Origin of the sequence: Pseudomonas reactans, from assembly GCF_013385825.1 — a bacterium.
Classification (GTDB): Bacteria; Pseudomonadota; Gammaproteobacteria; order Pseudomonadales; family Pseudomonadaceae; genus Aquipseudomonas; species Aquipseudomonas reactans.
Genome location: NZ_JACAPG010000008.1, coordinates 376,502 through 402,948 on the forward strand (window position 1 = coordinate 376,502; position 26,447 = coordinate 402,948).

Annotated in this window: 19 protein-coding genes; 13 read left to right on the top strand and 6 right to left on the bottom strand. The window is 60.4% G+C overall.

The window, feature by feature from the left end:
• Positions 1-54: 54 nt before the first annotated feature.
• From rsmA to HX868_RS10065, 4 genes are read right to left on the bottom strand one after another with little or no spacing between them, the layout of a single operon-like run.
• Positions 55-867, bottom strand: coding sequence for a 16S rRNA (adenine(1518)-N(6)/adenine(1519)-N(6))-dimethyltransferase RsmA (gene rsmA, locus HX868_RS10050; RefSeq protein ID WP_177002727.1), 813 nt, complete (start codon positions 865-867; stop codon positions 55-57).
• Complete coding sequence (gene pdxA / locus HX868_RS10055; RefSeq protein ID WP_177002728.1) at positions 864-1,853, bottom strand: 4-hydroxythreonine-4-phosphate dehydrogenase PdxA; 990 nt, start codon at positions 1,851-1,853, stop codon at positions 864-866. Before pdxA ends, rsmA begins: the two co-directional genes overlap by 4 nt.
• Positions 1,850-3,187 (bottom strand): peptidylprolyl isomerase, encoded by a 1,338-nt coding sequence (locus HX868_RS10060; RefSeq protein WP_028618161.1) that lies wholly within the window; start codon positions 3,185-3,187, stop codon positions 1,850-1,852. Before HX868_RS10060 ends, pdxA begins: the two co-directional genes overlap by 4 nt.
• Entirely contained in the window at positions 3,162-5,972 is a 2,811-nt protein-coding gene (locus tag HX868_RS10065; RefSeq protein WP_177002729.1) for an LPS-assembly protein LptD, read from the bottom strand. Before HX868_RS10065 ends, HX868_RS10060 begins: the two co-directional genes overlap by 26 nt.
• A 130-nt stretch (positions 5,973-6,102) precedes the next feature.
• On the opposite strand from HX868_RS10065, the gene HX868_RS10070 reads away from it, so the two are divergent.
• From HX868_RS10070 to HX868_RS10080, 3 genes are read left to right on the top strand one after another with little or no spacing between them, the layout of a single operon-like run.
• Positions 6,103-7,128: an aminoglycoside phosphotransferase family protein gene (locus tag HX868_RS10070; RefSeq protein ID WP_177002730.1), complete on the top strand. Its 1,026-nt coding sequence runs from the start codon at positions 6,103-6,105 to the stop codon at positions 7,126-7,128.
• Positions 7,125-7,799: an N-acetylmuramate alpha-1-phosphate uridylyltransferase MurU gene (murU, locus tag HX868_RS10075; RefSeq protein WP_177002731.1), complete on the top strand. Its 675-nt coding sequence runs from the start codon at positions 7,125-7,127 to the stop codon at positions 7,797-7,799. The genes HX868_RS10070 and murU overlap by 4 nt, the downstream gene beginning before the upstream one ends.
• Before the next feature lies 1 nt (position 7,800).
• Positions 7,801-8,568, top strand: a complete 768-nt coding sequence (locus tag HX868_RS10080; RefSeq protein ID WP_177002732.1) for a TerB family tellurite resistance protein — start codon at positions 7,801-7,803, stop codon at positions 8,566-8,568.
• A gap of 3 nt (positions 8,569-8,571) precedes the next feature.
• Here HX868_RS10080 and HX868_RS10085 read toward each other — a convergent pair whose 3' ends face one another.
• On the bottom strand, positions 8,572-9,546 hold the full coding sequence (locus tag HX868_RS10085; protein ID WP_177002733.1) for an alpha/beta hydrolase family protein: 975 nt from the start codon (positions 9,544-9,546) through the stop codon (positions 8,572-8,574).
• 77 nt (positions 9,547-9,623) lie between these two features.
• Between HX868_RS10085 and HX868_RS10090 the strand changes: the two genes are divergently transcribed.
• Positions 9,624-12,014 carry a PAS domain-containing sensor histidine kinase gene (locus HX868_RS10090; RefSeq protein WP_177002734.1) on the top strand — a complete coding sequence of 797 codons (2,391 nt, stop codon included), beginning with the start codon at positions 9,624-9,626 and terminating at the stop codon, positions 12,012-12,014.
• Between the two features lie 18 nt (positions 12,015-12,032).
• Positions 12,033-12,662 carry a response regulator gene (locus tag HX868_RS10095; RefSeq protein ID WP_038842984.1) on the top strand — a complete coding sequence of 210 codons (630 nt, stop codon included), beginning with the start codon at positions 12,033-12,035 and terminating at the stop codon, positions 12,660-12,662.
• Positions 12,663-12,667: 5 nt separating this feature from the next.
• On the opposite strand, the gene HX868_RS10100 is transcribed toward HX868_RS10095, so the two are convergent.
• Complete coding sequence (locus HX868_RS10100; protein WP_177002735.1) at positions 12,668-17,329, bottom strand: hypothetical protein; 4,662 nt, start codon at positions 17,327-17,329, stop codon at positions 12,668-12,670.
• A 312-nt stretch (positions 17,330-17,641) separates the two neighbouring features.
• Here HX868_RS10100 and HX868_RS10105 point away from each other — a divergent pair, with 312 nt between their 5' ends.
• From HX868_RS10105 to trpE, 8 genes are all read left to right on the top strand, one after another.
• Complete coding sequence (locus tag HX868_RS10105; protein ID WP_028618154.1) at positions 17,642-18,754, top strand: ABC transporter ATP-binding protein; 1,113 nt, start codon at positions 17,642-17,644, stop codon at positions 18,752-18,754.
• A 43-nt stretch (positions 18,755-18,797) separates the two neighbouring features.
• A complete protein-coding gene (locus HX868_RS10110; RefSeq protein ID WP_177002736.1) occupies positions 18,798-19,838 on the top strand; it encodes an ABC transporter substrate-binding protein in 1,041 nt (346 codons plus the stop codon).
• A gap of 165 nt (positions 19,839-20,003) precedes the next feature.
• Positions 20,004-21,251: an ABC transporter permease gene (locus HX868_RS10115; RefSeq protein ID WP_177002737.1), complete on the top strand. Its 1,248-nt coding sequence runs from the start codon at positions 20,004-20,006 to the stop codon at positions 21,249-21,251.
• A 12-nt stretch (positions 21,252-21,263) separates the two neighbouring features.
• The gene (locus HX868_RS10120; protein ID WP_028618151.1) at positions 21,264-22,088 is read left to right on the top strand and encodes an ABC transporter permease; all 825 of its coding nucleotides are present in this window, start codon (positions 21,264-21,266) and stop codon (positions 22,086-22,088) included.
• Positions 22,089-22,173: 85 nt separating this feature from the next.
• Positions 22,174-23,322, top strand: coding sequence for an iron-containing alcohol dehydrogenase (locus HX868_RS10125; RefSeq protein WP_177002738.1), 1,149 nt, complete (start codon positions 22,174-22,176; stop codon positions 23,320-23,322).
• A gap of 83 nt (positions 23,323-23,405) precedes the next feature.
• Entirely contained in the window at positions 23,406-24,080 is a 675-nt protein-coding gene (rpe, locus tag HX868_RS10130; protein ID WP_028618149.1) for a ribulose-phosphate 3-epimerase, read from the top strand.
• Positions 24,077-24,895: a phosphoglycolate phosphatase gene (locus HX868_RS10135; protein WP_033898132.1), complete on the top strand. Its 819-nt coding sequence runs from the start codon at positions 24,077-24,079 to the stop codon at positions 24,893-24,895. Before rpe ends, HX868_RS10135 begins: the two co-directional genes overlap by 4 nt.
• 70 nt (positions 24,896-24,965) lie before the next feature.
• Complete coding sequence (gene trpE / locus HX868_RS10140; RefSeq protein ID WP_177002739.1) at positions 24,966-26,447, top strand: anthranilate synthase component I; 1,482 nt, start codon at positions 24,966-24,968, stop codon at positions 26,445-26,447.

Sequence of the window (26,447 nt, forward strand, 5' to 3'; positions counted from 1 at the left end):
TAGGCCAAGAGGAGGGCACTAGGCCAGACATGTGTCTGGCCTTGCTCGGTGCTGTCAGTCCGCGGTTGGCGCAGGCTGGATCGCCAATTGGTCGGCCAGGCGCACGAAGGCGGCGAGGTCCAGTTGCTCGGGGCGCAGGCTGCCGTCGACGCCAGCGGCTTCGATCTCGGCAGTGCTCAGCAGGGCCTTGAGCGTGTTGCGCAGGGTCTTGCGGCGTTGGTTGAACGCTTCGCGTACGACCCGCTCCAGCAGCTTATGGTCCTTGGCCGGGTGTGGCAGCACGGCGTGGGGCACCAGGCGCACGATGGCCGAGTCGACCTTTGGCGGCGGATTGAACGCACCAGGGCCGACGTTGAACAGATGCTCTACGCGGCAGTGATACTGAACCATGATCGACAGACGGCCCCAATCGCCACCCCCTGGGCCGGCAGCCAAACGTTCCACCACTTCCTTTTGCAGCATGAAGTGCATGTCGCGGATGATTCCTGCGTTGTTCAGCAGGTGGAAAATCAGCGGGGTGGAGATGTTGTACGGCAGGTTGCCCACCACCCGCAGGCTGTTCGGCGCTGCATTGAGGCTGTTGAAGTCGAACTTCAGCGCATCACCCTGATGCAGGTTGAAGTTGGACTTGCCGGCGAATTGCTGGTTGAGGATCGGGATCAGGTCCTTGTCCAGCTCCACCACGTCCAGTTGGCCGCCACTGGCCAGCAGGCCCTGAGTCAGCGCGCCCTGGCCCGGGCCGATTTCCAGCAGGCGGTCTTCAGGCTTGGCATGGATGGAACGCAGGATGCGATCAATAACGCCTGCGTCGTGCAGGAAGTTTTGCCCGAAGCGCTTGCGCGCCCGGTGTTGGTAATGCTCGGTCATATACGGGTCTCGGCCATCTGATAGGCGGTTTCCAGGGCCACGTGCAGGCTGCCGGTATCGATCTTGCCGCTGCCCGCCAAATCCAGGGCGGTGCCATGGTCGACGGAGGTGCGGATGATCGGCAGGCCCAGTGTCACGTTGACTGCGGCGCCGAAGCCTTTGTATTTAAGCACCGGCAGCCCCTGGTCGTGGTACATCGCCAGCACTGCGTCGCAGTGCTCCAGATATTTTGGGGTAAACAGAGTGTCCGCAGGCAGTGGGCCGCGCAGGTCCATGCCTTCTTGGCGCAGACGCTCCAGGGTGGGTTCGATGATGTCGATTTCTTCATGGCCCAAGTGGCCGCCTTCACCGGCGTGGGGGTTGAGCCCACAGACCAGGATGCGCGGTTGGGCGATGCCGAATTTCTGCTGCAGGTCGGCGTGCAGGATGCGCGTCACACGCTCCACCCGCTCGGGCGTGATGGCGTCCGCAATGTCGCGCAGCGGCAGGTGAGTGGTCACCAGGGCGACTCGAAGGCCGCGCGTGGCCAGCATCATGACGACTTGTTCGGTGTGGGTCAGTTCGGCGAGGAATTCGGTGTGGCCGGAAAAGGCGATGCCGGATTCGTTGATCACGCCCTTGTGCACCGGAGCGGTGATCATGCCGGCGAAGTCGCCGTCGATGCAGCCTTGCCCGGCGCGTGTCAGGGTTTCCAGTACGAACGCTGCATTGGCCGTGTTCAGTTGCCCTGCCACCACGTTGGCCTGCAGCGGGGTGTCCCACACATACAGGCTGCCGGCGGGGGCGGGAAGGTCCGGCCAATTGCCTGGCGCTACCTCCAGCAGAGTGACGGCCACACCCAGCTGCACGGCCCGCTCAAGGAGCAGGTCGCGGCTGGTAATGGCAATCAGGGGGTGTGGCTGGGGTTGCGAGGCGAGCAGCAGGCACAGGTCAGGACCAATGCCGGCCGGCTCGCCGGGTGTCACCGCGAAACGCTGGGGTTTCACTGAACTGCCTGGTCGGTGCCTGTCTGGGCGCCTGGCAGCTTGTTCTCAACATAAGCTTCGTCGCGGATCTGACGCAGCCAGGTTTGCAGCTCTTCGTCGTATTTGCGGTTACGCAGTACGTTCAGCGCTTGTTGCTCGCGGGCCTGGTTGGTGTTGTCGGTGGCGCGACGGCCAAGGACTTCCAGCACATGCCAGCCATATTGGGTCTTGAACGGCTTGGACAATACGCCCTGCGGGGTATCGGCCATCACCTGTTGGAACTCCGGCACCAGCGCTTTCGGGTCGATCCAGTTCAGGTCGCCGCCGTTGAGGGCAGAACCCGGGTCTTCCGAGAAGCTCTTGGCCAGGGTGGCGAAGTCTTCACCGCTCTGGATGCGGTCATAGATCTTTTGGGCCAGTTCCTTGGTTTGGGCTTCGGTGCGAATTTCGCTCGGTTTGACCAGGATGTGGCGAACGTGCACCTCATCCTTGAGCGATGTTTCGCCGCCACGTTTTTCCAGGAGCTTCAGGATGATGAAGCCACCCGGTGTGCGCGCAGGTTGGGTGATGCCACCCACTTCCATTGCGCTCAGCTCGCGGTCGAACGGAGGAGGCAATTGAGCCGCTTTACGCCAGCCCATGTCGCCGCCTTCCAGTGCGTTGTCGCTACCGGACTGGGCGATCGCCATTTGGGCGAAGTCGGCACCCGCCTTCAAGCGATCATAGATAGCTTGGGTCTTGGCGGCCGCTGCATTGAGCTGCTCGGAGTTGGCGCTGTCCGGTGTCGGGATCAGGATGTTGGCCAGGTGCAGTTCTTCGGAAAGCTGCATCTTGCCCAGGTCCGACGCCAGGAAGTTCTTAACTTCCTGCTCGGACACCTGAACCCGCTCGGCCACACGGCGCTGACGCACACGGCTAATGATCATTTCACGGCGGATCTGGTCACGGGCATCCTCATAGGACAAACCGTCGTGGGCCAAGGCTGCACGGAACTGGTCGATGCTCATGTTGTTGCGCTGGGCAATGGTGCCCACGGCCTGGTTCAGTTCTTCGTCCGAAATACGGATGCCGGAACGATCGCCGATCTGCAGTTGCAGGTTCTCGACGATCAAACGCTCGAGTACCTGCTGGTCCAGGACGCTGGTCGGTGGCACGCCACCGCCACGCTTGGCGATGGTTTGCTGGACTTCCTTGACGCGCTGGTCCAGTTGGCTCTGCATGATCACGTCGTTATCGACGATGGCCACTACCTTATCCAGTTCTTGAACCGCAGCGTGCGCCGATGCGGTGCCCAGGAACAGTGCGCCCAGCACTAGCGGGCGCAGACAATCAGAAAGCTTGGTCTTCACGTTCACGATAACCTTCAATGCCTTTGTCGAGGAAGCTCTCTACCTTGGCGCCGGTCAGGCCGCCGAGTCCTTTGAGGACGATCTGGAAGAAGAGCCCGTGGTCACCCTTTTCGTTAAGCGGGGCGATCTGGCTGTATTCGTCGTTGGAAACCCAGTAACGGTTGATGACGCGCAGTTTCCAGCAGCAGTTGTCGTACTCGAAACCACCGAAGGCTTCAAGGGTACGGTTGCGAGCGTAGTCATACTGCCAGCGGGTGATCAGGTTCCACTGAGGAATGATCGGCCACATCATCGAGAAGTCGTGTTGCTGGATTTTGTAGTAATCCTTCACGAAGTTCGCATCGCCTGGCTGGCCGTAGTCGCCACCGAACTGCCATTTGCCGGTCAGCTGGTTGTAGACGACCTGGTCGTTACGGTAGCGATAACCGACGTTGATGATCTTGTTCGGGTTGTCTTCCGGCTGGTAGTGGAGCATTGCGCTGCCGGAACGAGGGCTGTGTTCCTCGGTGTCCCAGTTGTAGTCGGCAGTGGCGCGCCAGTCGCGGTTGAAGCGGAACTCGTAGTCCAGGGCAACCGGCGAAACGTCGGACTGTGCATCGGCACGGTCAGCCGCCAGGATACCCGGCAGTTGAACCTCACGGTCCTTGAAGTACACGGCCTGGCCGACGGATACGCGCTGACGTTCGAAGCCGTTCTCTTCGATCCAGCGGCTGGTCAAGCCCAGGGACAGCTTGTTCTCGTCGCCGATGCGGTCGGTGCCGCTGAAGCGGTTATCGCGGAACAGCGATGCGTAGCTGAACGAGTATTCGCTGGTGTCGAAGACTGGGATATCAGCCTGGTCCTTGTTCGGTACGTACAGGTAGAACGCACGCGGCTCAAGGGTCTGGCGATAATCTTTGCCGAACCAGTTGGTGTTGCGGTCGAAATAGAGGCCGCTGTCGACGCTCGCAATGGGCACGGCGCGGTCTTGCGAACTCTTGAAGTCGCCACCAGCGTACGGGTTGGCCGCAGTGGCAGCTGCTTGCTGGGCGATGATCTGGTTCTTGCCGATGTTGTCCAAGTCAAGATCGTACTTGGTGTAAACGTACTTGAGCTTTGGCGTGATAAACCCGTAGGTCCAGTTCATCGGGTAGTCGACGGCTGGCGCAACATTCAACCGCGTGCCGTTGGCGCGGGTCAGGCCGGTGACGTAGGTATCCAGACGAGGCGACACAAGTCCGTCCTGATCGGTAAACGTGCCTTTTTCAAGGCTGCGTTCAAAGCGAACAGCTTCAGTCTCATAGGTAAAGTTCAGCCCGCCCGGATGGTACGGCAGCGCACCATTGAAGGTGATCTGCGGCAACCGGTCATACGGCGTGATCTGGGAGATCGTCGCCAGTTGGTAAGCCTGGAGGTTCAGGCGCGCCTGATAAGTGTCGCCGCGGTAGGTCACGGAACCCTGTTGATTGAGGGCATCCCGGCTTTCAACGCCTTCCTGGAACGACTTCAGATCCTGGAAGTAGTAAGGGTCGCTGATGCGCGTGTAATCCACCTGGGTCGCTACACGCGAATCCAAACCGCCCTTGTGCTGCCAATTGAGCATGTAGCGGGTTTTTTCGTAATCGGTCTGCTTTTTGCGTTCGTCGTTGTCGTCGTTCAGGTACGCGCCGCCGAACTGGCCTTCGCTGGATTTGGTGAGGTAGCGGAATTCGCCTTCCATCAACAAGCCGCGCTTGGTCATGTATTGCGGGTACAACGTGGCGTCGTAGTTGGGCGCCAGGTTGAAGTAGTACGGCGTCACCAGAGTGAAGCCGGTTTCGCTGCCGGTGCTGAAGCTTGGCGGCAGGAAGCCGGATTGACGACGGTCGTCGATCGGGAAATAGATGTAAGGGGTGTAGAGGATCGGGATGTTCTTGATCCGCAACGTCGCGTTGGTGGCGGTACCGAAACCGGTGGCCGGGTTCAACGTGATGTTGTTGCCCCTGAGCTGCCAGGCGTTGCTGTCTGGCTCGCAGGTGGTGTACGTACCGTCCTTGAGACGGATGATCGCGTTTTCAGCACGCTTGGCGTACAGCGCGTTACCGCGGATGCGCGACTTGTGCAGCACGTATTCGGCGTTGTCGATCTGGGCCGCGCCGGTGTCGAGTTGCACTTCGGCGTGGTCGCCCACGATCAGCGCACCGTTGTCGCGCAGACGGACCTTGCCGTTCAGCTCGCCACGGTTCTCGGCCTGGTACAGGCTGGCTTCTTCAGATTCCAACTGCATGCTGCCCTGGCGCATGACCACGTCACCGGCCAGGGTCGCGACTTGCTGTTCCTGCTCGTAACGCGAGGCCTTGGCGCCGATGAAGGTGGGCGCATCGCTCTTGTTCGTCTTGTCGTTCATGCCAGGACGAGTCGGCTCGATGTACGCACCGCCGCAGTACGGGCCGGTTTCGGCCAGCTGCGCTGCGGTCAGCTTCTCGCGGGGCACCCAGTCCAGGTGACTGTAGTCGGCGCTGCGCGAGCGCAGGCCACGGCCCTTGGATTCGGTGACCAGTGCGGTCTTGGGCTCGGCCTCGGCTTTGCCGCCAGCATCGGCCTGCGCCGTGCTGTTGGCGGAGCTGATGGCGGCGCCATCATGCACCGGGCGCGGTGGTAGCGGGGCTGCGGCGGTTTTCGGCGCGCAATCCCAGGCACCCGAAGCAGAGACTGAGCAGTCATACTGTTCCGCGGCGACCACGAATGAGGTGGCGAAGGGTTGCAAGGCCAGCAGACTGCCGGTTACCAGCAACGGAAATTTTCTACGAAACGCGGGGGATTTCAATGCCATCTTATTAGTCCGGGCTTCCTGCGTGCCATCTGCCCGCGGTTTGGGCCGCACGCCTCTCGATGGTCTGAAAAAGATGCGTGATAATAAAGCATGCCCCGCTTGACGGCTAGCGCCGTCGGAGACCCTTGTAATGCCCGAGCAAGATCTACGTTTACAACAGCTGGAAGTCTGGCTGGATGAGCAGTTGCCGATCCTTTTCAACGCTCAAGGCTGGGGTGCCGTACCCCCGGCCACATTGACCGCGGCCAGCAGCGACGCGAGTTTCAGGCGCTATTTCCGTTGGGAAGGCGGCGGTCGGACCTTCGTGGTCATGGACGCTCCGCCCCCCCAGGAAAACTGCAAACCTTTCGTCGATATCGCACATTTGCTGGCAAAGTCGGGGATAAATGTTCCAAAAATTTACGCAGAAGATTTGCCGCGCGGCTTTCTTTTGCTCAATGACCTGGGCAGAAAAACCTATCTCGACGTGATTGACGACAAAAACGCCGATCAATTGTTTGCCGATGCCATCGACGCCTTGTTGGCCTTCCAGCAATTGCCGATGGACGCACCTTTGCCCAGCTACGACGTCGCCTTGCTGCGCCGCGAGCTGGAATTGTTTCCTGAGTGGTACGTGCGCCGCCACCTGGGTATCGAACTGGATACGCAGCAGCAAGCGCTTTGGCAGCGGGTCAGTGATCACCTGATCGACAGCGCCCTGGCGCAGCCAAAAGTGTTGGTGCATCGCGACTATATGCCGCGCAACCTGATGATCAGCGAACCCAACCCTGGCGTGCTGGATTTCCAGGATGCGGTCTACGGACCGGTCACCTATGACATCACCTGTTTGTTCAAGGACGCCTTCCTCAGTTGGCCCAAGGCCCGCGTGCGGGAATGGCAGCGCGGGTATTGGGAGCGTGCGGCGCAACTGAGCATCCCGGTGCAGGCGGATTTCGACGATTTCCTGCGCGCCAGTGACCTGATGGGGGTACAGCGTCACCTCAAGGTCATCGGTATCTTTGCGCGCATTTGCCATCGTGACGGCAAGCCTCGCTACCTGGCTGACGTGCCGCGCTTCTTTGCTTATATAGAAGCAGTGCTGGCCGACCGTCCGGAGCTGAGTGAGCTGGGTGAGTTGCTCGCCAGCCTGCGCCACCCCTCCGAGGCCCGCGTATGAAGGCGATGATCCTGGCCGCCGGCAAGGGCGAGCGGATGCGCCCGCTGACCTTGCACACGCCCAAGCCGCTGGTGCAGGCCGGCGGCAAGCGCCTGATCGAGTATCACCTGGAGGCCCTGGCCAAGGCTGGTTTCACCGATATCGTGATCAACCATGCCTGGCTGGGCCAGCAGATCGAAAGCTATTTGGGCGAGGGCGCGCAATTCGGTTTGCGTATCCGTTACTCCCCCGAAGGCGAGCCACTGGAAACCGGCGGTGGGATTTTCCAGGCGTTGCCGTTGCTGGGGGATGAACCCTTCCTGGTGGTCAATGGCGATATCTGGACCGACTACGACTTTACCCAGCTCAAGCAGCCGCTCAAGGGCCTGGCCCACCTGGTGATGGTCGACAACCCGGCCCATCACCCCTCGGGCGGTGATTTCTACCTTGATCACGGTTTGCTTCATGATGCAGCGGCCGGTGCCGATAACCTGACCTTCAGTGGCATTTCAGTGCTCGACCCCAAGCTGTTCGCGGGTTGCAGCGCGGGTGCCTTCAAGCTGGCGCCGCTGCTGCGGGCCGCCATGACCAAAGGTCTGGTAACGGGGGAACACATGGCGGGACGCTGGATTGATGTCGGCACGCTGGAGCGCTTGGCGCAGGTCGAAACCCTGCTGACAGCGGGGCAGTAACATGCTGTGGCCAGGGACGCTGATCGGCGCCGGGGCTGGCTTTGCCATTGCCAGTATTCCGGGGGCCATGTTGGGTGCGCTGTTGGGGCAGGCGCTGGACCGTCGCCTGCAATTGCACAGTTGGGCGCAGTTGCGCGAGCGCCTGGGTGGGCGCCCGGCGTTGCGCAATGACGAGCTGTTATTTGTGTTGCTGGGGCGTTTGGCCAAGAGCAATGGTCGGGTGGTGGATGGGCATATCCAGCAGGCGCGTCAGGAGATGCGCTCGCTCGACATGACCGACTCGGCCCAGCGCCGCGCGATTGCGGCGTTCAATCGCGGCAAGTCCGGCTCCGACCGCGTGCGCAGTTATCTGCGTGTGCTCAAGGCTCAACCCCATGCGGCGGAAGGCGTATTACGCGCCTGCTGGCGCATGGTCTGGGCAGACGGCAAGGCGGATGACGCCGAGCGAGACCTGATCGACCTCTGGGGCAAATGGCTGGGCTGGACGCCGCAACAGTTGCAGGCACTGGCGGCCGACTACACCCCGGAGCGCAAGCCGCTGGTCAGCCGGGGGCCCACTTATCAGGACGCGTTGCGCCTGCTGGGCGTGACGGCCACCACCGAGCCATCGGTGATCAAACGGGCTTATCGCCGCCTGCTCAGCCGTCATCACCCGGACAAGATCGCCGGCACCGGTGCTAGCCCCGCGCAAGTGCGTGAAGCCACTGAACGCACTCGCGAACTGCACAATGCCTATGCATTGATTCGCGAGCGCCGGGACTTCAGGTAGCTTTCAATCGGCGCTTGCCTGCGGGCTCAACCAGCCACGAATGCGTCGATACAACTGTTCCTGCCCGGCGGCGCTGTTGCCGGGCAAGGCTTTCAACGACACCTGCTTGTAACTGTCATTTTTCAAACGCTTGGCGGCCTGGGCACGGGCCAGGGCGTTTTTGCGTGATTGGGCGTTGTCCTGATAGAAGACATCGGCGGTCGGCAACTTCAGGCCGGGGGCCAGTTGTTGCACATCCGGATGCCGTCCGGTAGGCGTCTGCGCCGCGACCATGACGAACTTCTGTACCTGGGACGGTTGCTTCTCGCTTAAATAACGTGCGGCCCACCAGGCACCGGTGCCATGGCCGAGCAGCACCACACTGCGTGCGCTCTGGGTCTGGGCGAAGGCCACGGCGGCGTCGATGCGCGCGAAGATGCGTGATGCGTCGGTCTTGTCCTGCTCATCGGCACCGGGCACCACCGCCGGGTCCGTGCCTTCGGCTTCGGCGCTGGCGGCTTGCTCGATGGGCTTGTCGGCGGTGCTCGCTTCCTTGCTGCTGGTGTCCACAGTCGCCTGCGGCGCTTCCATCACACGGGGTGGCAGCGTATCCACGCTTACATCTGGTAACGACAGGCTGAGGCTGCCCCAATTGGCATCCGGAAACTTATGCCGCAACGGGCTGATTGCTTGCGGCCAGTCAGCATTTTCGCCGGCGCCCGGTACGATAATCACCACGCCTTCGGGCTCGGCGCTGTTGGCGGGTTTCCACAGGGCGAGGAATGAATCGCTGCCCGCCTGCAATTGTTGCTGTTCTTGTTGCGGAATCTTGCGTTCCAGAGCGCTGGCTTCTGCCTGGCTGCGTTCGGACAAGGGCTGGCGCTCGACCGGTTTTTCCGCGGCAGGTGCGGGGGCGTCAGCGGCCTGTACAGAAAAGGCACTGGTAAAAAGCAGCGACAGGCACAATGCTGGCAGTGCTGAACGGTGAAAAAAGGGCATCGTAAATTCCCGGCCAGAAGTGATTCCAGCAGCCTAATGGGTTGGTCAGTATTTGTCAGTGATGTGAGACGTGGATCATGGGTTTTCGCTGTCTGCTGGTTATCGGCTGTTTGTGCCTTGCCTTGATGGCAACTGCCGCCCCTGCGCCCGTCGCGCCCCAGGTACAGCTTAATGCGCAGCAACGCGAATGGCTGGCCCAGCACCCGGAACTGCGGGTGGGCCTGGTGTTGCAAGCACCCTACGCGCAATACGATCGGCGTTTGCAGCGGCTGTCCGGGGCGAATGTCGAGTTGATGCAGTGGCTAGCCAAGGCGCTGAATATCGAGCTGACCTGGCGCAATTTCCCCAATCAGGAACAACTGGAAGCCGCCGTGCGTGAGGGCGAAGTGGACATCGCCCCCGGCCTGCAACAAACCCCAGCGGGTTTGCGCCTCTGGTTGTTCACCGATCCTTACATGCGTGTGCCGCAACACATCGTCGGCATCCGCGAGGGCGGCGGCGCCGTGGAGCTGGAAAAGCTCGATGAGCAATCCCGCGTCGCCGTGCGCATGCCCAGCGCAGTGGCTGATTACCTGCGCAGTACCTACCCCAGCCTCAATCTGCAAGGCGTGCCCATGGAGCGTCAGGCCCTGCAATTATTGGTGAGCCAGCAAGCGCGTTATGCGGTGGTGGATGAGGCGCAATTGAGCCGCTTGTCCGGCGAGGCGGAGTTTGCCGGGCTGGCAGTGGTGGGCGATATCGGCCTGCCGCAATTACTGCGCGTGGCCACGCGGCGGGAATGGCCGGAACTGGCCGGCATCATGGAAAGTGCCTTGCGTACGATTCCCGCCCGCGACCTCGACCAACTGCACAACCGCTGGCTGCAACCCAAATACCCACGGCTGGCGGAATCCCCTGGCCTGTGGCAAAACCTCAGCCTGTTGCTGGGGCTGCTGTTGCTCGCCAGCCTGGCGGTGGTGTTCTGGCAACGCCGCCAGCAACGGGTGCTGGAACACGGCCTGTTGGCCGCGCGGGAAGAAAGCGCTGCCCGCGCTGCCGGTGCCGAGGCCTTGCGACTGACACAGTTTTCCATCGACCAGAGCACCGTCGGTATTCTCTGGGTCAACTGGGACAGCCATGTGCGCTACGCCAATCACGCGGCCGAAAGCATGCTCGGCTACGGTCCCGGTGCGCTGATCGAGCGGCCGCTGGTCGAGTTCGATCCCACCCTCACCATGGATCGCTGGCTGAATCTGTGGCGACGCGCCCGCGCCAGTGAAGAGGGGCCGCAGAGTTTTGCCACTGACTGCCTGCGGGCGGACGGCAGCGTGTTGCCTGCGGATGTGTCCTTGAGCTTCCTACGATTTGCCGACGGCGAATACCTGGTGGTTTATCTGAATGACGTCACCGAGCGGCGTCGCGCGTTGGCGGCCTTGCAGGAGAGTGAGGCACGCCTGCAGGGAATCGCGGCGAACGTGCCGGGGCTGGTGTTCCGCCTGGAGCGCTTGCCGTTGAGCGACGAAATCGAATTTGCCTACATCAGTGAGGGCAGCGAAAGCTTGGTGGGTTACGCGCCTTCGGTGCTGAGTCGGCCGGAAGTGGGGATTCGCAGCGTGGTGCATCCAGACGACCGCGCCAGTTACCTCGGCACGCTGGATCAGGCCACTGACACTGAGAGCAACTGGTTCTGGCAAGGTCGGATTCTTCCGCGCCAGGGCGAGCAGCGTTGGGCCGAGATCAAGGCGGTCACCCGACGCCTGGAAGACGGCTCGGTGGTGTGGGATGGGATTGTGTGGGACATCAGCGAGAGCAAGCGCATCGAGCTGGAACTGGATGCCTCCCGTGCGCAACTGCGCGAGTTGTCCGCCCACCTGGAAACCGTACGCGAAGAAGAAAAAGCCCGTATCGCCCGTGAAGTGCACGACGAACTCGGGCAAATGCTCACCGTGCTCAAGCTTGAAACCTCCATGTGCGAGCTGGCCTACGCGCAACTTGACCCCGGTTTGCACGAGCGCTTGAACAGCATGAAGCGTTTGATCGCCCAGTTGTTCCAGTTGGTGCGCGATGTAGCGACGGCCCTGCGCCCGCCGATTCTGGATGCGGGTATCGCTTCGGCCATTGAATGGCAGGCGCGGCGCTTCGAAGCGCGCACGCAAATTCCCTGCTTGGTGCAGGTTCCGGATAACCTGCCGACCCTCAGCGATGCCAAGGCCATTGGCTTGTTCCGCATCCTGCAGGAGTCGCTGACCAATGTGATGCGCCATGCCCAGGCGCATACTGTGGAACTGACCCTTGCCCTGGAGGGCACGGACTTGCGCCTGACCATCAGCGACGATGGCGTCGGTTTCGTCCAGGCCCAGGGCCGTCCGGTGTCGTTTGGCCTGGTAGGCATGCGCGAGCGCGTGCTGATCATGGGCGGGCAGTTGAGCCTGGACAGCGAATTGGGGGAAGGCACCACCCTGAGTGTCACGGTGCCGTTGGATGCATAACACCATGAGGAAGTCCCTGTGATTCGCGTACTGGTAGCCGAAGACCACACCATCGTTCGTGAAGGCATCAAGCAATTGATCGGCCTGGCCAAAGACCTGTTGGTGGTGGGGGAGGCCAGCAATGGCGAGCAATTGCTGGAAACCCTGCGCCACGTGGCCTGCGAGGTGGTGTTGCTGGATATCTCGATGCCCGGCGTCAACGGCCTGGAAGCGATTGCGCGGATCCGTGCGCTGAACAATCCGCCGGCAATCCTGGTGCTGTCGATGCACGACGAAGCGCAAATGGCCGCCCGCGCCTTGAAGGTCGGCGCGGCCGGTTACGCCACCAAGGACAGTGACCCGGCGCTGTTGCTCACGGCGATCCGCAAGGTGGCGGCCGGCGGGCGTTACATCGACCCGGACCTGGCCGACCGGATGGTCTTCGAAGTCGGCCTCACCGATGCCCGCCCGTTGCATTCATTACTGTCCGAGCGCGAGTTCTCGGTGTTCGAACGCCTGGCCCAGGGCGCCAACGTCAACGACATTGCGCAGCAGCTGGCGCTGAGCAGCAAGACCATCAGCACCCACAAGGCGCGGCTGATGCAAAAGCTCAATATCACCTCTCTGGCGGAGTTGGTGAAGTACGCCATGGAACACAAGCTGCTCTAGGCGGGTCAGGATGCCAGAGGCAAAAACCAGCGCTGCGCCAGCGGTTTGCCGATAAGCCCACGATGTATCTCCACTGCACCTTGGTTACCTGAAGACTTGGCCAGCAGCGAGTAGTAGCTTTCCTTGCGCTGCTGAATCGATTTCAAATGAGCGATGGAGTAGGACTGCTTCGGTGTGTTGGCATTGGGGTAGTGGAAATGGGCATACCACAGTGGCTTGCCCTGACGGTCGTTGACGGCGTACTCCTGGATAAAGTCCTTGCGCTCGCCGCGCAGGGCTATACGTTCACCCAGTCGGGCCACTTGCACAAGTTTCAACTCGAACAAATAGGCCAGGTTGGCGTGGGTTGGGGGGAGCGCCAACGATATTTGAATGCGCAGCTCCTGGCCTTTTTTGATCAGCGTTTCGGCCGCCTTTTCCAGCTCATCGAGCAAAGGCTGATCCGATTTTTTTTTCTGCTCCAGCGCCCGCTGAAGCTCCGATGCGAGGTCGCGATAGCGGCCCGCTTCACGTTGCATGCTTTCCTCGATCTCCACCGGGAAGTGGGATTTCTGAGCGTAGCGCTTCTCTCGCTCCAGGGTTTGAGTGAGTCCATCCAGTCGCGTACGAGCAGCGCTTTTGATAGTGTTCAGCGGTCGGGTTGCAGGTGCAGGTGGTCTTGTCGCGGTCACTACGCGAACTTCATCCCAGACGCCATCGTGAAGCGTATAGGTGGCGAGTAACGTCTCGTCCTGTTCGGACCTGATTTCGACTTGCTCAATCGTTGAATTGTTATGCGTGGATTTCAGTTCCCCAATCAGCGTGCCTTGCTTTCGGGTCTTGATCACTTTTTTCTGCGGTTTTCCTTGCCTCGTCAACGGTTGTTTCACCTGAGGTGCCGGTGTTTGCGCGTCGGGTTTCAGCTCAACAGCCAGTTGCCGAGTAACGTCTTGGTACAGCGACTCAAGCAGCTTCTGTACTCGGCTGAAGTAAGTTGTGTCGAGCACTTCGGCATGAATGATTGCTTGACCTTGCAAGGCGTCGACGGCTTGGCCGTAGCGTTCGTCGAGGCTTTCGAGCACATTCAGGCGGTCGGAGGGCGTCAGTTCAAGCTTATTAAGTTCGGCGTGGGTACGAACCTGGGGGCCAAGCGGATCGAGGATCTCGGAGATTTCAGTTGGGAAGTCCACGAGGTTCTTGAATATCGAAAACTTCAAGCTCTGTAATTGGAGATACTTCACCCCCAGCACAGTGGTTTCGTCATCACGGTTTTCGGTGAGACTTTGATAGGTTTCGGCGCCAGGCTGGCCGAGCTCCCGTAGCTCCAATAGAGAGCGGTCTTGACGCTCAAGGGCTTGTATCTGGCTCTCATTGATCTCGACCAATTGCTCAACGAACTGCCTGTAGCGTCCGCTATGAGTAAGGATCTGTTGGGCAGCCTCATTGGCGCGATCAAAAAATATCTGGTGCTGCGCACAAAGTGCTTCACGGTCAGCACGTGCAATGAGTGATGATTTGCGAGCGTTTTTGGTGACGTTGCCCAAAAAAACTGCCACATGATTGGCGGGTACCGGGATTTGCAAATCGCGGCGTTCCTTGAGTGTGTCCAGTAGTTGAACGTAGCGTTGAGTCTGAGCGTCTAGGGCACGGCCAAACGCCAGGCGCGTTTGAGCGGTATTCGACGACTCCCAAGCGTGTTGCGCAGCGTCAGCGGCCGTCTGTAGCATTGTTTGATCGGCGATCAATTGTTGGTAATCAGAGCTCAACTGAGTTTTTCTGGCGAGTTTGCTTGCTCGTAAATCGGCTATTCGGCTTTTTGGCATTCCACCACGCAGCCGTAGTCTGAAGTCTAAAGACCAATGACCGTCGCGGTCGGATTTGAGTAAGGGGCCCGGCACGTTGGCGTCCGAGGGGAGTACTACGACGACTGAATCATCCGGGCGCATTTCAACGCGATACCAATGCCCATCCGCCTGTGCGTACCAATTGCCTTGAATTTCGTAAAGCCCTTTGCCAGGCCCGATTGACACCGGGAGCGGCAAATCATCCGGTTGCGGCACCTGCAGGGCCTGCAGTCGCCTCGCCTGGCTCGGGGTCAGCCGTTCACGGGCGCTTGAAAACCCGAGTTCGAACGGAACACCCGTAGAACCCAATGCGTCGCCGTCGAGTGAGACGATGCCCTCGAGCACCTCAGGTGGGGTTGGCGTTGGCCATTGGTCAGGTGGTCGACGTGGCCCTGGCGGCTGCAACGCCTTGGCCTGGATGTTCTCGTCCAGCAACTCGGGTGTTTGTTGAGTGGCCGAAGGGTGTTGGAGCAACAGCATGCCGACATTCAGCAATAAGTCGACCAATGCCAACTCTCTAGCGATCGGGTCCGGGCTGTTGAGCGCGGGTATATCGTGAAGTGCGCTGCTGATCAGCGATATCAGCCAACCTGTGAGCATGGCGGGCCCCCGCAATAAGGGCACCAGGAGTGCGCTGAACATCAAGTTGGCACCTTCCATCAATACCGCCCAACGGCTCTCGCTGTTGGAGACGGATTCACGATTTGCCTGGTCGACCAATGCACGGGCGCTGGTGCCGTACAAAAACTGCATTAGCTTACCGTTGGAGAGCAGGAGCGGTAACTCGCTGCTCATTTCGGCAGTGGCGAGAGCGGCAGGCTCGGGGGTCTCAATGGGTGCAAAATCACTGCCGCTGCCGAATCGTACGTAGTGGGGCTCAGTGAATCCGCCGTTATCGTAGATGGGCCTCGCCGTGTCGGATAGCCACGTCAGTACACTCGTCTGTAACGCCCCCGGCGTAGCCAGCGCTTGCAATAACAGCGAGCGCGTGGCGAATTCAAGCAATGGCTCGGCATAGAGGGGGCGATAAAGGAGGTGGGGGCCAACGTTGATGTCTTGCGTTTCGATGATAAACATATTGGTGACAAGGTCTGCGGCCGCGCCAGGCGCGCGTACCAAGGCCAGCGAGCGAATGACCACAGCTCGACCGTCGACATAGCGCTCTTGAGCATTCTCTCGCACCAGGGCCCAGACGTATTGCAGGCCTTTCTCGGTCAACCCGTTTTGCTTTTTGAGTTTCAGTTCAAGGGCCAGTAACGGCAACTGTGCTGATGTTTGTTCAGCAAAACGGGCCTCTCGTTGAGCAACCTTTGGGTCGTTACCGAGAAGGTGCTGCTCAAGCATCTCCGGATAGGTCTTGCCGATATTCACCCGTTCGATCAGGCCGCCACGGCGGTTGATGTACTCGAGGGTCAGCCAGTGCGGTAATGGCTCTTCATCACGATGTTTAAGTGCCGTGAGGTTCCCTGGCTGCCCGACCAGGTTATTGATTGCGAGGTCCGTCAGGCTCAGGGTGGTTGTTTGAATAATCCCAACCGTTTCCGGCAGACCCACGGCCTTTATGAAGGTCAGTTGCAAGTCTTCAGGGTTGAGGTTGCCGACTGTGGTGTGTTCGGCAGTCACCTGATCCAGGTTTGCTTCATCAAGCGCCATTTGTCGTCGCAACGCTTTGTTTGTGAAGGTACGGATGTCGTCGATTTCGCTGAGAAATGTGTGACCGTGACTGCGTTTTTTTGCGCTGGCCAGTGCCAGGCTGAGCTGGCGGTAAGCGATTCGGTCATGGGGGCTGGCCTGTTGCAGCCAGTCGGGCAACAACCCGTGCAAAGTGGTCAACACGGGGTGAGTGGTTCGAGAGGGGCTGTGAAAGTAATAGCCGGGGTCGGTGATTTGTCGATAAAGCATTTCCAACTGTTCGAAACCCTGAGTCGCTGGAATCTCTAGTGTTTGCAGGTTTTCCAACTGCTGGTTGAGGAGGGCGGCGGCGTAGCTGTCGAAGATATTGCCGTCAGGTTCGTAACGATTGACCGTGACCTGCGTAACCTCGTGTTCGGCAGCCATTCGCTGACCCCAGGTTTGGGTAAAAGCATGCAGTGACGGGAAGCTTTCGCAGCCCCCCGAGGTATTGCACAGCAGGACGCATGTTTGATTATTGACCGAACGAACAAGCAGTAAGAGTGGGCTCAACTGCCGCGTTACCTGCGTGCCATAGCTGAAAACCAGCTCCGGGCAATAGGCATGTACGGCTTCGCTTGCGAAGGTTCGCAGTCGTTGTTCCTTGTTCGGGTGGCAGATAAGTTGATTGAGGGTTTCGTGCTCAAGATCACTCAGTTCGTTGTGTTCTATGGAGCCGATACGCAGGTTTTCCATCAGTCGGTCGCTGAGCCATTGCCAGCGGCTGTTGCCGGTGTCGGTGGTGGCGCTCCAATAGTCCGCGAGGCTGTTTTGGAGCTCGGCGACTAAGGTCCAGGACAGTTCGAGGATCATTTGCTTGATCAGCGCCATATCTGGAAAGGTGTGCGGGTTATCCTGACGCCCGTTGGTGATCACGATCAGGTAATTAGTGATCAGGCGAGGGCTACCCCCATAACCGTCTGGAAAACTCGGCTCTAGGCCGCTGCCCAGAAAACCCTGTAAAAACTCCATGAGTGGTGTTGAGGTCAACGTGTTTTTTGCGCTTGGGATGCCTACCCAGGTGAGTTCTTGGTTAAGTGGGATCGTTGGGTACTTTCTTAAAATGGCCTCGGTTAACAGCCGCCAAGCTGTGTTTTCCAGGGTTGGACGTGAGGCAAACTGCGTGCTTATGGAATGCGGCATGGCCTGAGATGCTTGAAGGCTGCTCGTCATGGGAAATCCTTTTTCTTGAACCATATGACTGAAGCGCCAAGATAGTGTTTACGTTTTCAAGCGCTGTGGTGATTATCTATCGAAGGCGCTTTCGCCCATTTACGACACGAAGATGAGCGCGTGTTTGCCAGTTTTGGGCGTCTGCGCGTTCAGTTGGGTGCTGCGCTTACCTAATCACGCCATTCTTGTAGGGCAATCCCTACCCCAAACCTTCCATCCGGCTGATGCGATTCTCTCCTGGCCCCCGATTTCCGGGGCCTCGCACCTGGACTACGCTTGTCTCACAGCAGTCCAAAACAAAAAGGTGCGGGTATGAGCGAGGTGGATTCAAATGATGTGCTGGTCAGCTTTCGTGGCGTGCAGAAGAGCTACGACGGCGAGAACCTGATCGTCAAAGACCTCAACCTGGAGATTCGCAAGGGCGAGTTCCTCACCCTGCTCGGGCCTTCCGGTTCGGGCAAGACCACCAGCCTGATGATGCTCGCCGGCTTTGAAACGCCGACGGCCGGCGAAATCCAGCTAGCCGGGCGCTCCATCAACAACGTGCCGCCGCATAAGCGCGACATCGGCATGGTGTTCCAGAACTACGCGCTGTTTCCGCACATGACCGTGGCCGAGAACCTGGCGTTCCCGCTGTCGGTGCGGGGCTTGAGCAAGACCGATATCAGCGAGCGGGTCAAACGCGTGTTGAGCATGGTCCAGCTCGATGCCTTCGCCCAGCGCTACCCGGCGCAATTGTCCGGTGGTCAGCAACAGCGCGTGGCCTTGGCTCGGGCGCTGGTGTTCGAACCGCAACTGGTGCTGATGGACGAACCCCTCGGCGCCCTCGACAAGCAACTGCGCGAACACATGCAGATGGAGATCAAGCACCTGCACCAGCGCCTCGGCGTGACCGTGGTGTACGTGACCCACGACCAGGGCGAGGCGCTGACCATGTCTGATCGGGTGGCGGTGTTCCACCAAGGCGAGATCCAGCAGATCGCCGCGCCGCGCACCCTTTACGAAGAACCGAAGAACACCTTCGTCGCCAACTTCATCGGCGAGAACAACCGCCTCAACGGCCGCTTGCACAGTCATACCGGCGAGCGCTGCGTGGTTGAGTTGGCGCGCGGTGAGAAGGTCGAGGCGCTGGCGGTGAATGTCGGCCAGGTCGGCGGTCCGGTGACCCTGTCGGTACGCCCGGAGCGCGTCAGCCTCAATGGTTCCAGCGAATCTTGCGTCAACCGCTTCTCTGGGCGGGTGGCGGAATTCATCTACCTGGGCGACCACGTGCGTGTGCGCCTGGAAGTCTGCGGCAAAGCCGATTTTTTTGTGAAACAACCGATTGCCGAGCTGGACCCAGCCCTGGCGGTCGGCGACGTGGTACCGATTGGCTGGCAAGTCGAGCACGTTCGCGCACTCGACCCACTTCTAGAGGCGAATTGATCGCCCCCTGGCTTCACCAACCCTGCACGTGGAGAGAACAACAATGTTGAGATCCCTGAAGTATTCCGCCCTGGCTTTGGGCTTGATGGGCGCGACACAGGCCATGGCAGGCCCGGACCTGACGGTCGTGTCCTTTGGCGGCGCGAACAAGGCTGCCCAGGTCAAGGCCTTCTATGCACCGTGGGAAAGCGCGGGCAACGGCAAGATCATCGCTGGCGAGTACAACGGTGAAATGGCCAAGGTCAAAGCCATGGTCGACACCAAGAGCGTGTCCTGGGACCTGGTGGAAGTGGAATCGCCGGAGCTGTCCCGTGGCTGTGACGAAGACATGTTCGAACCGCTGGACCCGAAACTGTTTGGTAACACTGCGGATTATGTGAAGGGTGCCATCCAGCCCTGCGGCGTGGGCTTTTTTGTGTGGTCGACGGTGCTGGCCTACAACGCTGACAAGCTGAAGGCATCGCCAGGCGGTTGGAAAGATTTTTGGGACGTGAAGCAGTTCCCGGGCAAACGCGGCCTGCGCAAAGGTGCCAAGTACACCCTGGAATTTGCGCTGATGGCCGATGGCGTCGCGCCGAAGGACGTCTACAAAGTGCTGGCCGGCAAAGATGGCCAGGACCGTGCCTTCAAGAAGCTCGACGAACTCAAGCCGTACATCCAATGGTGGGAGGCCGGCGCTCAGCCGCCGCAATACCTCGCTTCCGGCGACGTGGTGATGAGCTCGGCCTACAACGGCCGCATCGCCGCCGTACAAAAAGAAAGCAACCTGAAAGTGGTGTGGAACGGCGGCATCTACGACTTCGACGCGTGGGCGATTCCTAAAGGCCTGGCGAAAGACCGTGCTGAAGCGGCGAAGAAATTCATCGCCTTCTCGGTGCAGCCACAGCAGCAGAAGACCTACTCGGAAAACATCGCCTACGGCCCGGCCAACACCCAAGCCGTGCCATTGCTGGCCAAGGACATCCTCAAGGACATGCCAACCACCCCGGAAAACATCGCCAACCAAGTGCAGATTGACGTGAGCTTCTGGGCGGATAACGGTGAGCAGTTGGAGCAGCGCTTCAACTCGTGGGCTGCCAAGTAACACCGCATAACCCTCGGGCGAAACCGGCTCATGTAGGAGCTGGCTTGCCTGCGATGCAGACACCTTGGTGCAACTGATGCACCGAGGCGATGCCATCGCAGGCAAGCCAGCTCCTACAGGGACCGTGTTGACCAAGGTCCCAACCGTAGATTTTCGGAGTTTGCCATGGCCATCGCCGTTCCCTCGAACGAGGTCAACAGCCCCACCCTCAAGCAGCGCCTGGCGCGTGCCGAACGGCTCAATCGCTGGAAGGCCCAGGCCTTGATCGCGCCGCTGGTGCTGTTCTTGCTGCTGGTGTTCCTGGTGCCGATTGTCGCGTTGCTGTTCAAAAGCGTCGGCAACCCGGAAGTGGTGGGCGGTTTGCCGCGTACCGTGGTGGCGGTGACGGCCTGGGACGGCCGGGGCTTGCCGGGCGAACCGGTGTACCAGGCCCTCAGTGAGGACTTGGGCGAGGCCCGTCAAAATCAGACCTTGGGAGATCTGTCCAAGCGCTTGAACATGGAACTGGCCGGCTATCGCAGCCTGCTGACCAAAACTGCGCGGGCGCTGCCGTTCAGTGACGCGCCTGCCTCCTATAAGGAAGCGCTGGAAAGCCTTGATGAACGCTGGGGTGACCCGGCGTACTGGCAGGCGATCCGGCGCAATACCAGCAGTCTTACCCCGTTCTATCTGCTGGCGGCCGTCGATCACCGCATCGATGACCTCGGTGAAGTGGCGCCGGCCACGCCGGACCAGGCGATCTATCTGGATATTTTCGCCCGCACCTTCTGGATGGGCCTGGTGATCACGGCGGTCTGCCTACTGCTTGCCTATCCGCTGGCCTACCTGCTGGCCAACCTGCCAGCACGTAAAAGCAATCTGCTGATGATCCTGGTGTTGCTGCCGTTCTGGACCTCGATCCTGGTACGAGTCGCCGCGTGGATCGTGCTGCTGCAATCCGGCGGCCTGATCAACAGCGCACTGATGGGCATGGGCCTGACCGATAAGCCGCTGGAGCTGGTGTTCAACCGCACCGGCGTCTACATCTCCATGGTGCACATCTTGTTGCCGTTCATGATCCTGCCGATCTACAGCGTGATGAAGGGCATCTCGCCCACCTACATGCGCGCGGCAATTTCCCTGGGCTGCCACCCATTCACTAGCTTCTGGCGCGTGTATTTCCCACAGACCTACGCCGGTGTCGGTGCTGGCTGCCTGTTGGTGTTCATCCTGGCGATTGGTTACTACATCACCCCGGCGCTGTTGGGCAGCCCGAACGACCAGATGGTCAGCTACTTCGTGGCGTTCTACACCAACACCAGCATCAACTGGGGCATGGCCACGGCACTGGGCGGCTTGCTGCTGCTGGCCACGGTGGTGCTGTACCTGATCTATAACCGCCTGGTAGGCGCCAGCCGCCTGCGCCTGAGCTAAGGAGACCTTGTGATGCTGAGCCCTTATATGTCGCCCGTTGAGCGGGTGTGGTTCTACAGCTTGCGGATCCTCTGCGGCTTGATCCTGTTGTTTTTGATTCTGCCGGTGCTGGTGATCATCCCGCTGTCGTTCAACAGCGGCAGTTTCCTGGTGTACCCGCTGCAAGGCTTTTCGCTGCATTGGTATCAGGACTTCTTCGCCTCCGCCGAGTGGATGCGGGCGCTGAAGAACAGCATTATCGTTGCCCCTGCGGCCACGGTGCTGGCGATGGTATTCGGCACCCTGGCGGCCATCGGCCTGACCCGTGGGAATTTCCCCGGCAAGGCGTTGGTCATGGCGTTGGTGATTTCACCGATGGTGGTGCCGGTGGTGATCATTGGCGTGGCGAGTTATCTGTTCTTTGCACCGCTGGGGCTGGGCAATAGCTTTTTCTCGCTGATCGTGGTGCATGCGGTGCTGGGTGTGCCGTTTGTGATCATCACCGTGTCGGCCACATTGCAGGGCTTCAATCACAATCTGGTGCGGGCTGCGGCCAGTCTTGGGGCTTCGCCATTGACCGCATTCCGCCGAGTGACCTTGCCGTTGATCGCGCCAGGGGTGATTTCCGGGGCGCTGTTTGCTTTCTCCACTTCGTTTGATGAGGTGGTAGTAACGCTGTTTCTCGCCGGCCCCGAACAAGCGACCCTGCCACGCCAGATGTTCAGCGGCATCCGCGAAAACCTCAGCCCGACGATTGCGGCCGCGGCAACCCTGCTGATTGCGTTCTCGGTGTTGCTGTTGCTGACCCTGGAATGGCTGCGCGGCCGTAGCGAGAAACTGCGTACCGCGCAGGTGTAACGACCATTCGCCCGATGAATGGCTGACAACACGCCATAGGGAGCTACTCTTGTGCCAGCCCATTTCCGAATAAGAGGCCGCGCACATGAGTACTTCCTCATTCAAGATCGCCCACAAACTGCTGACCGGCGCTGGCGCCATCGAACAACTCGCCGCTGAGCTCACCCGTCTGGATGTGGACAACCCGCTGATCGTCACCGACGCGGCACTGGTCAAGTCCGGCACTGTGGCGCTGGCACTTGAGCATCTGGGTGACCGCACCTACGAGATTTTCGACCGCGTCATGCCCGACCCGGAAATTGCCATCGTCGAAGACTGCATGCGCGTCTACCGCGAGGGCGGGCACGACGGCCTGATCGGTGTGGGTGGCGGCAGCGCCATCGACATTGCGAAAAGTGTTGCGGCGTATGCCGGCTACCACGGCGCGTTGGCGGATTTGTTCGGCGTCGACCAGGTGCCACGCAAGGGCCCGCCGCTGATCGCTATCCCCACCACCGCCGGCACCGGCTCGGAGGTGACCAATGTGGCGATTCTCTCCGACAAGGCCGCGCAACTGAAAAAGGGCATTGTCAGCGATTATCTGTTGCCGGACGTAGCGCTGATCAGCCCGCAAATGACCCTGACCTGTCCGCGTAGCGTCACCGCCGCCAGTGGCGTGGACGCGCTGGTGCACGCCATCGAATCCTACCTATCGCTGAACGCCTCGCCGATCACCGACGCACTGGCCATCGGCGCCATCAAGCTGATCGCCAGTGCATTGCCCAAGGCCTACGCCAACCCTGCCAATCTGCAGGCCCGCGACGACATGGCCACCGCCAGCCTGATGGCCGGCATGGCGTTCGGCAATGCCGGAGTCGGCGCGGTGCACGCGTTGGCGTATCCGTTGGGTGGGCGTTTTAATATCGCCCATGGCGTGAGCAATGCACTGTTGCTGCCCTATGTGATGCACTGGAACAAGCTGGCCTGCGTGGAGCGCATGCAGGAGATTGCCCAGGCCATGGGCGTGAATATCACCGGCTTGAGCGTCAACGATGCCGCCGACCAGGCCGTTGAGGCGATGACACGACTGTGCGCCGCTGTGGAGATCCCGGCAGGGCTGCACAGTTTTGGGGTTCCCGAAGATGCAATCCCCGCCATGGCCGTTGAAGCAGCGGGGATTGAGCGGCTGATGCGCAACAATCCGCGCAAGCTCAGCGCGTCCGATATCGAGAAAATCTACCGGGCCGCTTACTAACCGTTGAGTTAGGTCACGGTGCGCGCGGCAAAGCATGAGGTATACAATGCGCGCCATCGTGATTTAGCTCAAAAAGGTGCGTCATGCAGCCCTTCGTTATTGCTCCATCGATTCTCTCCGCCGACTTCGCCCGCCTGGGTGAGGAAGTGGACAAGGTATTGGCCGCCGGTGCCGACTTCGTGCACTTCGACGTCATGGACAACCACTACGTGCCCAACCTGACCATCGGCCCGATGGTCTGCGCCGCGCTGCGCAAGTACGGCATCACTGCGCCGATCGATGCACACCTGATGGTCAGCCCGGTGGACCGCATCATCGGCGACTTCGTCGACGCCGGCGCCACCTACATCACCTTCCACCCGGAAGCCTCGCTGCACGTCGACCGCACCCTGCAACTGATCCACGAAGGCGGTTGCAAGGCGGGCCTGGTGTTCAACCCGGCCACTCCGCTGAGTGTGCTTGAGTACGTGATGGACAAGGTCGACATGATCCTGTTGATGAGCGTCAACCCAGGCTTCGGCGGCCAGAAGTTCATCCCCGGCACGCTGAACAAGCTGCGTGAAGCCCGTGCGCTGATCGATGCCTCCGGTCGCGATATCCGCCTGGAAATCGACGGTGGGGTCAACGTCAACAATATCCGTGAAATCGCCGCCGCTGGCGCCGACACCTTTGTGGCCGGCTCGGCGATCTTCAACGCGCCGGACTACCAGGAAGTCATCGACAAGATGCGTGCCGAGCTGGCGCTGGCGCGTCCATGAGCGGCTTTGAGCAGCTGTTCCCCGGCAAATTGCCACGGCTGGTGATGTTCGATCTGGACGGCACTTTGATCGACTCGGTGCCCGACCTGGCGGCGGCGGTGGACGACATGCTGCTCAAGCTGGGGCGCAAGCCGGCCGGGATCGAGTCGGTGCGCGAATGGGTCGGTAACGGCGTGCAGATGCTGGTGCGCCGGGCCTTGGCCAACAACATCGATGCTGAAGGTGTCGATGACGTCGAGGCCGAGCACGCCCTGGAACTGTTCAACGCTGCCTATGAAGACGGCCATGAACTGACCGTGGTTTACCCCGGCGTGCGTGACACCCTCAAGTGGCTGAGCAAGCAGGGCGTGGAAATGGCCCTGATCACCAACAAACCGGAGCGCTTCGTCGCGCCATTGTTGGACCAGATGAAAATCGGCCGGTATTTCCGCTGGATCATCGGTGGCGATACCCTACCGCAGAAAAAACCCGACCCGGCGGCGCTGTTTTTCGTGATGAAAATGGCCAATATCCCGGCCTCGCAGTCGTTGTTTGTCGGCGATTCACGCAGTGATGTGCTGGCGGCAAAGGCCGCGGGCGTGCAGTGCGTGGCCCTCAGTTACGGCTATAACCACGGTCGGCCGATCGCCGAAGAGTCGCCTTCATTGGTCATTGATGACCTTCGCCTGTTAATCCCCGGTTGCTTGGGAGCTGGCGCTGAGATAACGTTGCCCGATACCGATCCGTCCCCTTCTGGAAATTCCATCGTGGTGGTCACTCGCAAACTCTGGATGAAAGTCATCAAGGCCCTGGCCCGCTGGCGTTGGCGCGCCTGACTGATCCTGGCCGCACTCTGCGGCGCGTTTGCATACCTGACTGTTAGACCCTCAAGCCACGAGGCATATCATGACCCGCGAAGAATTCCTGCGTTTGGCCGCTGCCGGCTATAACCGCATCCCCCTGGCCTGCGAAACCTTGGCCGACTTCGACACGCCGCTGTCGATCTACCTGAAATTGGCCGACGAGCCCAATTCCTACCTGCTCGAGTCCGTACAGGGCGGCGAGAAGTGGGGGCGTTACTCGATCATCGGCCTGCCGTGCCGTACGGTGCTGCGGGTTCACGACCATCATGTGAGCATTACCCATGATGGCGTCGAGATCGAAAGCCATGACGTAGAAGACCCGCTGGCGTTCGTCGAAGCGTTCAAGGCGCGCTACAACGTGCCGACCATTGCTGGCCTGCCGCGCTTCAACGGTGGCCTGGTGGGTTACTTCGGTTATGACTGCGTGCGTTATGTAGAAAAACGCTTGGGCAAATGCCCGAACCCGGATCCGCTGGGCGTGCCGGACATTCTGCTGATGGTTTCCGATGCCGTGGTGGTGTTCGACAACCTCGCCGGCAAGATGCACGCGATTGTGCTCGCCGACCCATCCCAGGCCGACGCGTTCGAACAAGGCCGCGCCAGCCTCGAAGCCCTGCTGGAAAAACTGCGCCAGCCGATCACCCCCCGTCGCGGCCTGGACCTCAGCCGTCCGCCGGCGGCCGATCCGATCTTTCGTTCAAGCTTTACCCAGGATGACTACGAGCGCGCCGTCGATACCATCAAGGAATACATCCTCGCCGGTGACTGCATGCAGGTGGTGCCGTCGCAGCGTATGTCCATCGACTTCAAGGCCGCGCCGATCGATCTGTACCGCGCGCTGCGTTGCTTCAACCCCACGCCGTACATGTATTTCTTCAACTTTGGCGACTTCCACGTGGTGGGCAGTTCGCCGGAAGTGCTGGTGCGTGTCGAAGACAACCTGATCACCGTGCGCCCGATTGCCGGCACTCGCCCACGCGGTGCGACCGAAGAAGCTGACCTGGCGCTGGAAGAAGACCTGTTGAGCGACGACAAGGAAATCGCCGAGCACTTGATGCTTATCGACCTGGGTCGCAACGATACCGGGCGCGTCTCGGAAATTGGCTCGGTGAAACTCACCGAGAAGATGGTGATCGAGCGTTATTCGAATGTGATGCACATTGTGTCCAACGTCACCGGCGAGCTTAAAGCCGGCCTGACGGCGATGGATGCACTGCGCGCGATTCTGCCGGCGGGCACCTTGTCGGGTGCGCCGAAGATCCGCGCGATGGAAATCATCGACGAACTGGAGCCGGTCAAGCGTGGTGTCTACGGCGGCGCCGTGGGTTACTTCGCCTGGAACGGCAACATGGACACGGCCATTGCGATCCGCACGGCCGTGATCAAGGACGGGGAACTGCACGTGCAGGCCGGTGGCGGGATCGTCGCCGACTCGGTGCCGGCCCTCGAATGGGAAGAAACCCTGAACAAGCGCCGCGCGATGTTCCGCGCCGTTGCGCTGGCTGAACAGACCCCCAATTCCTGA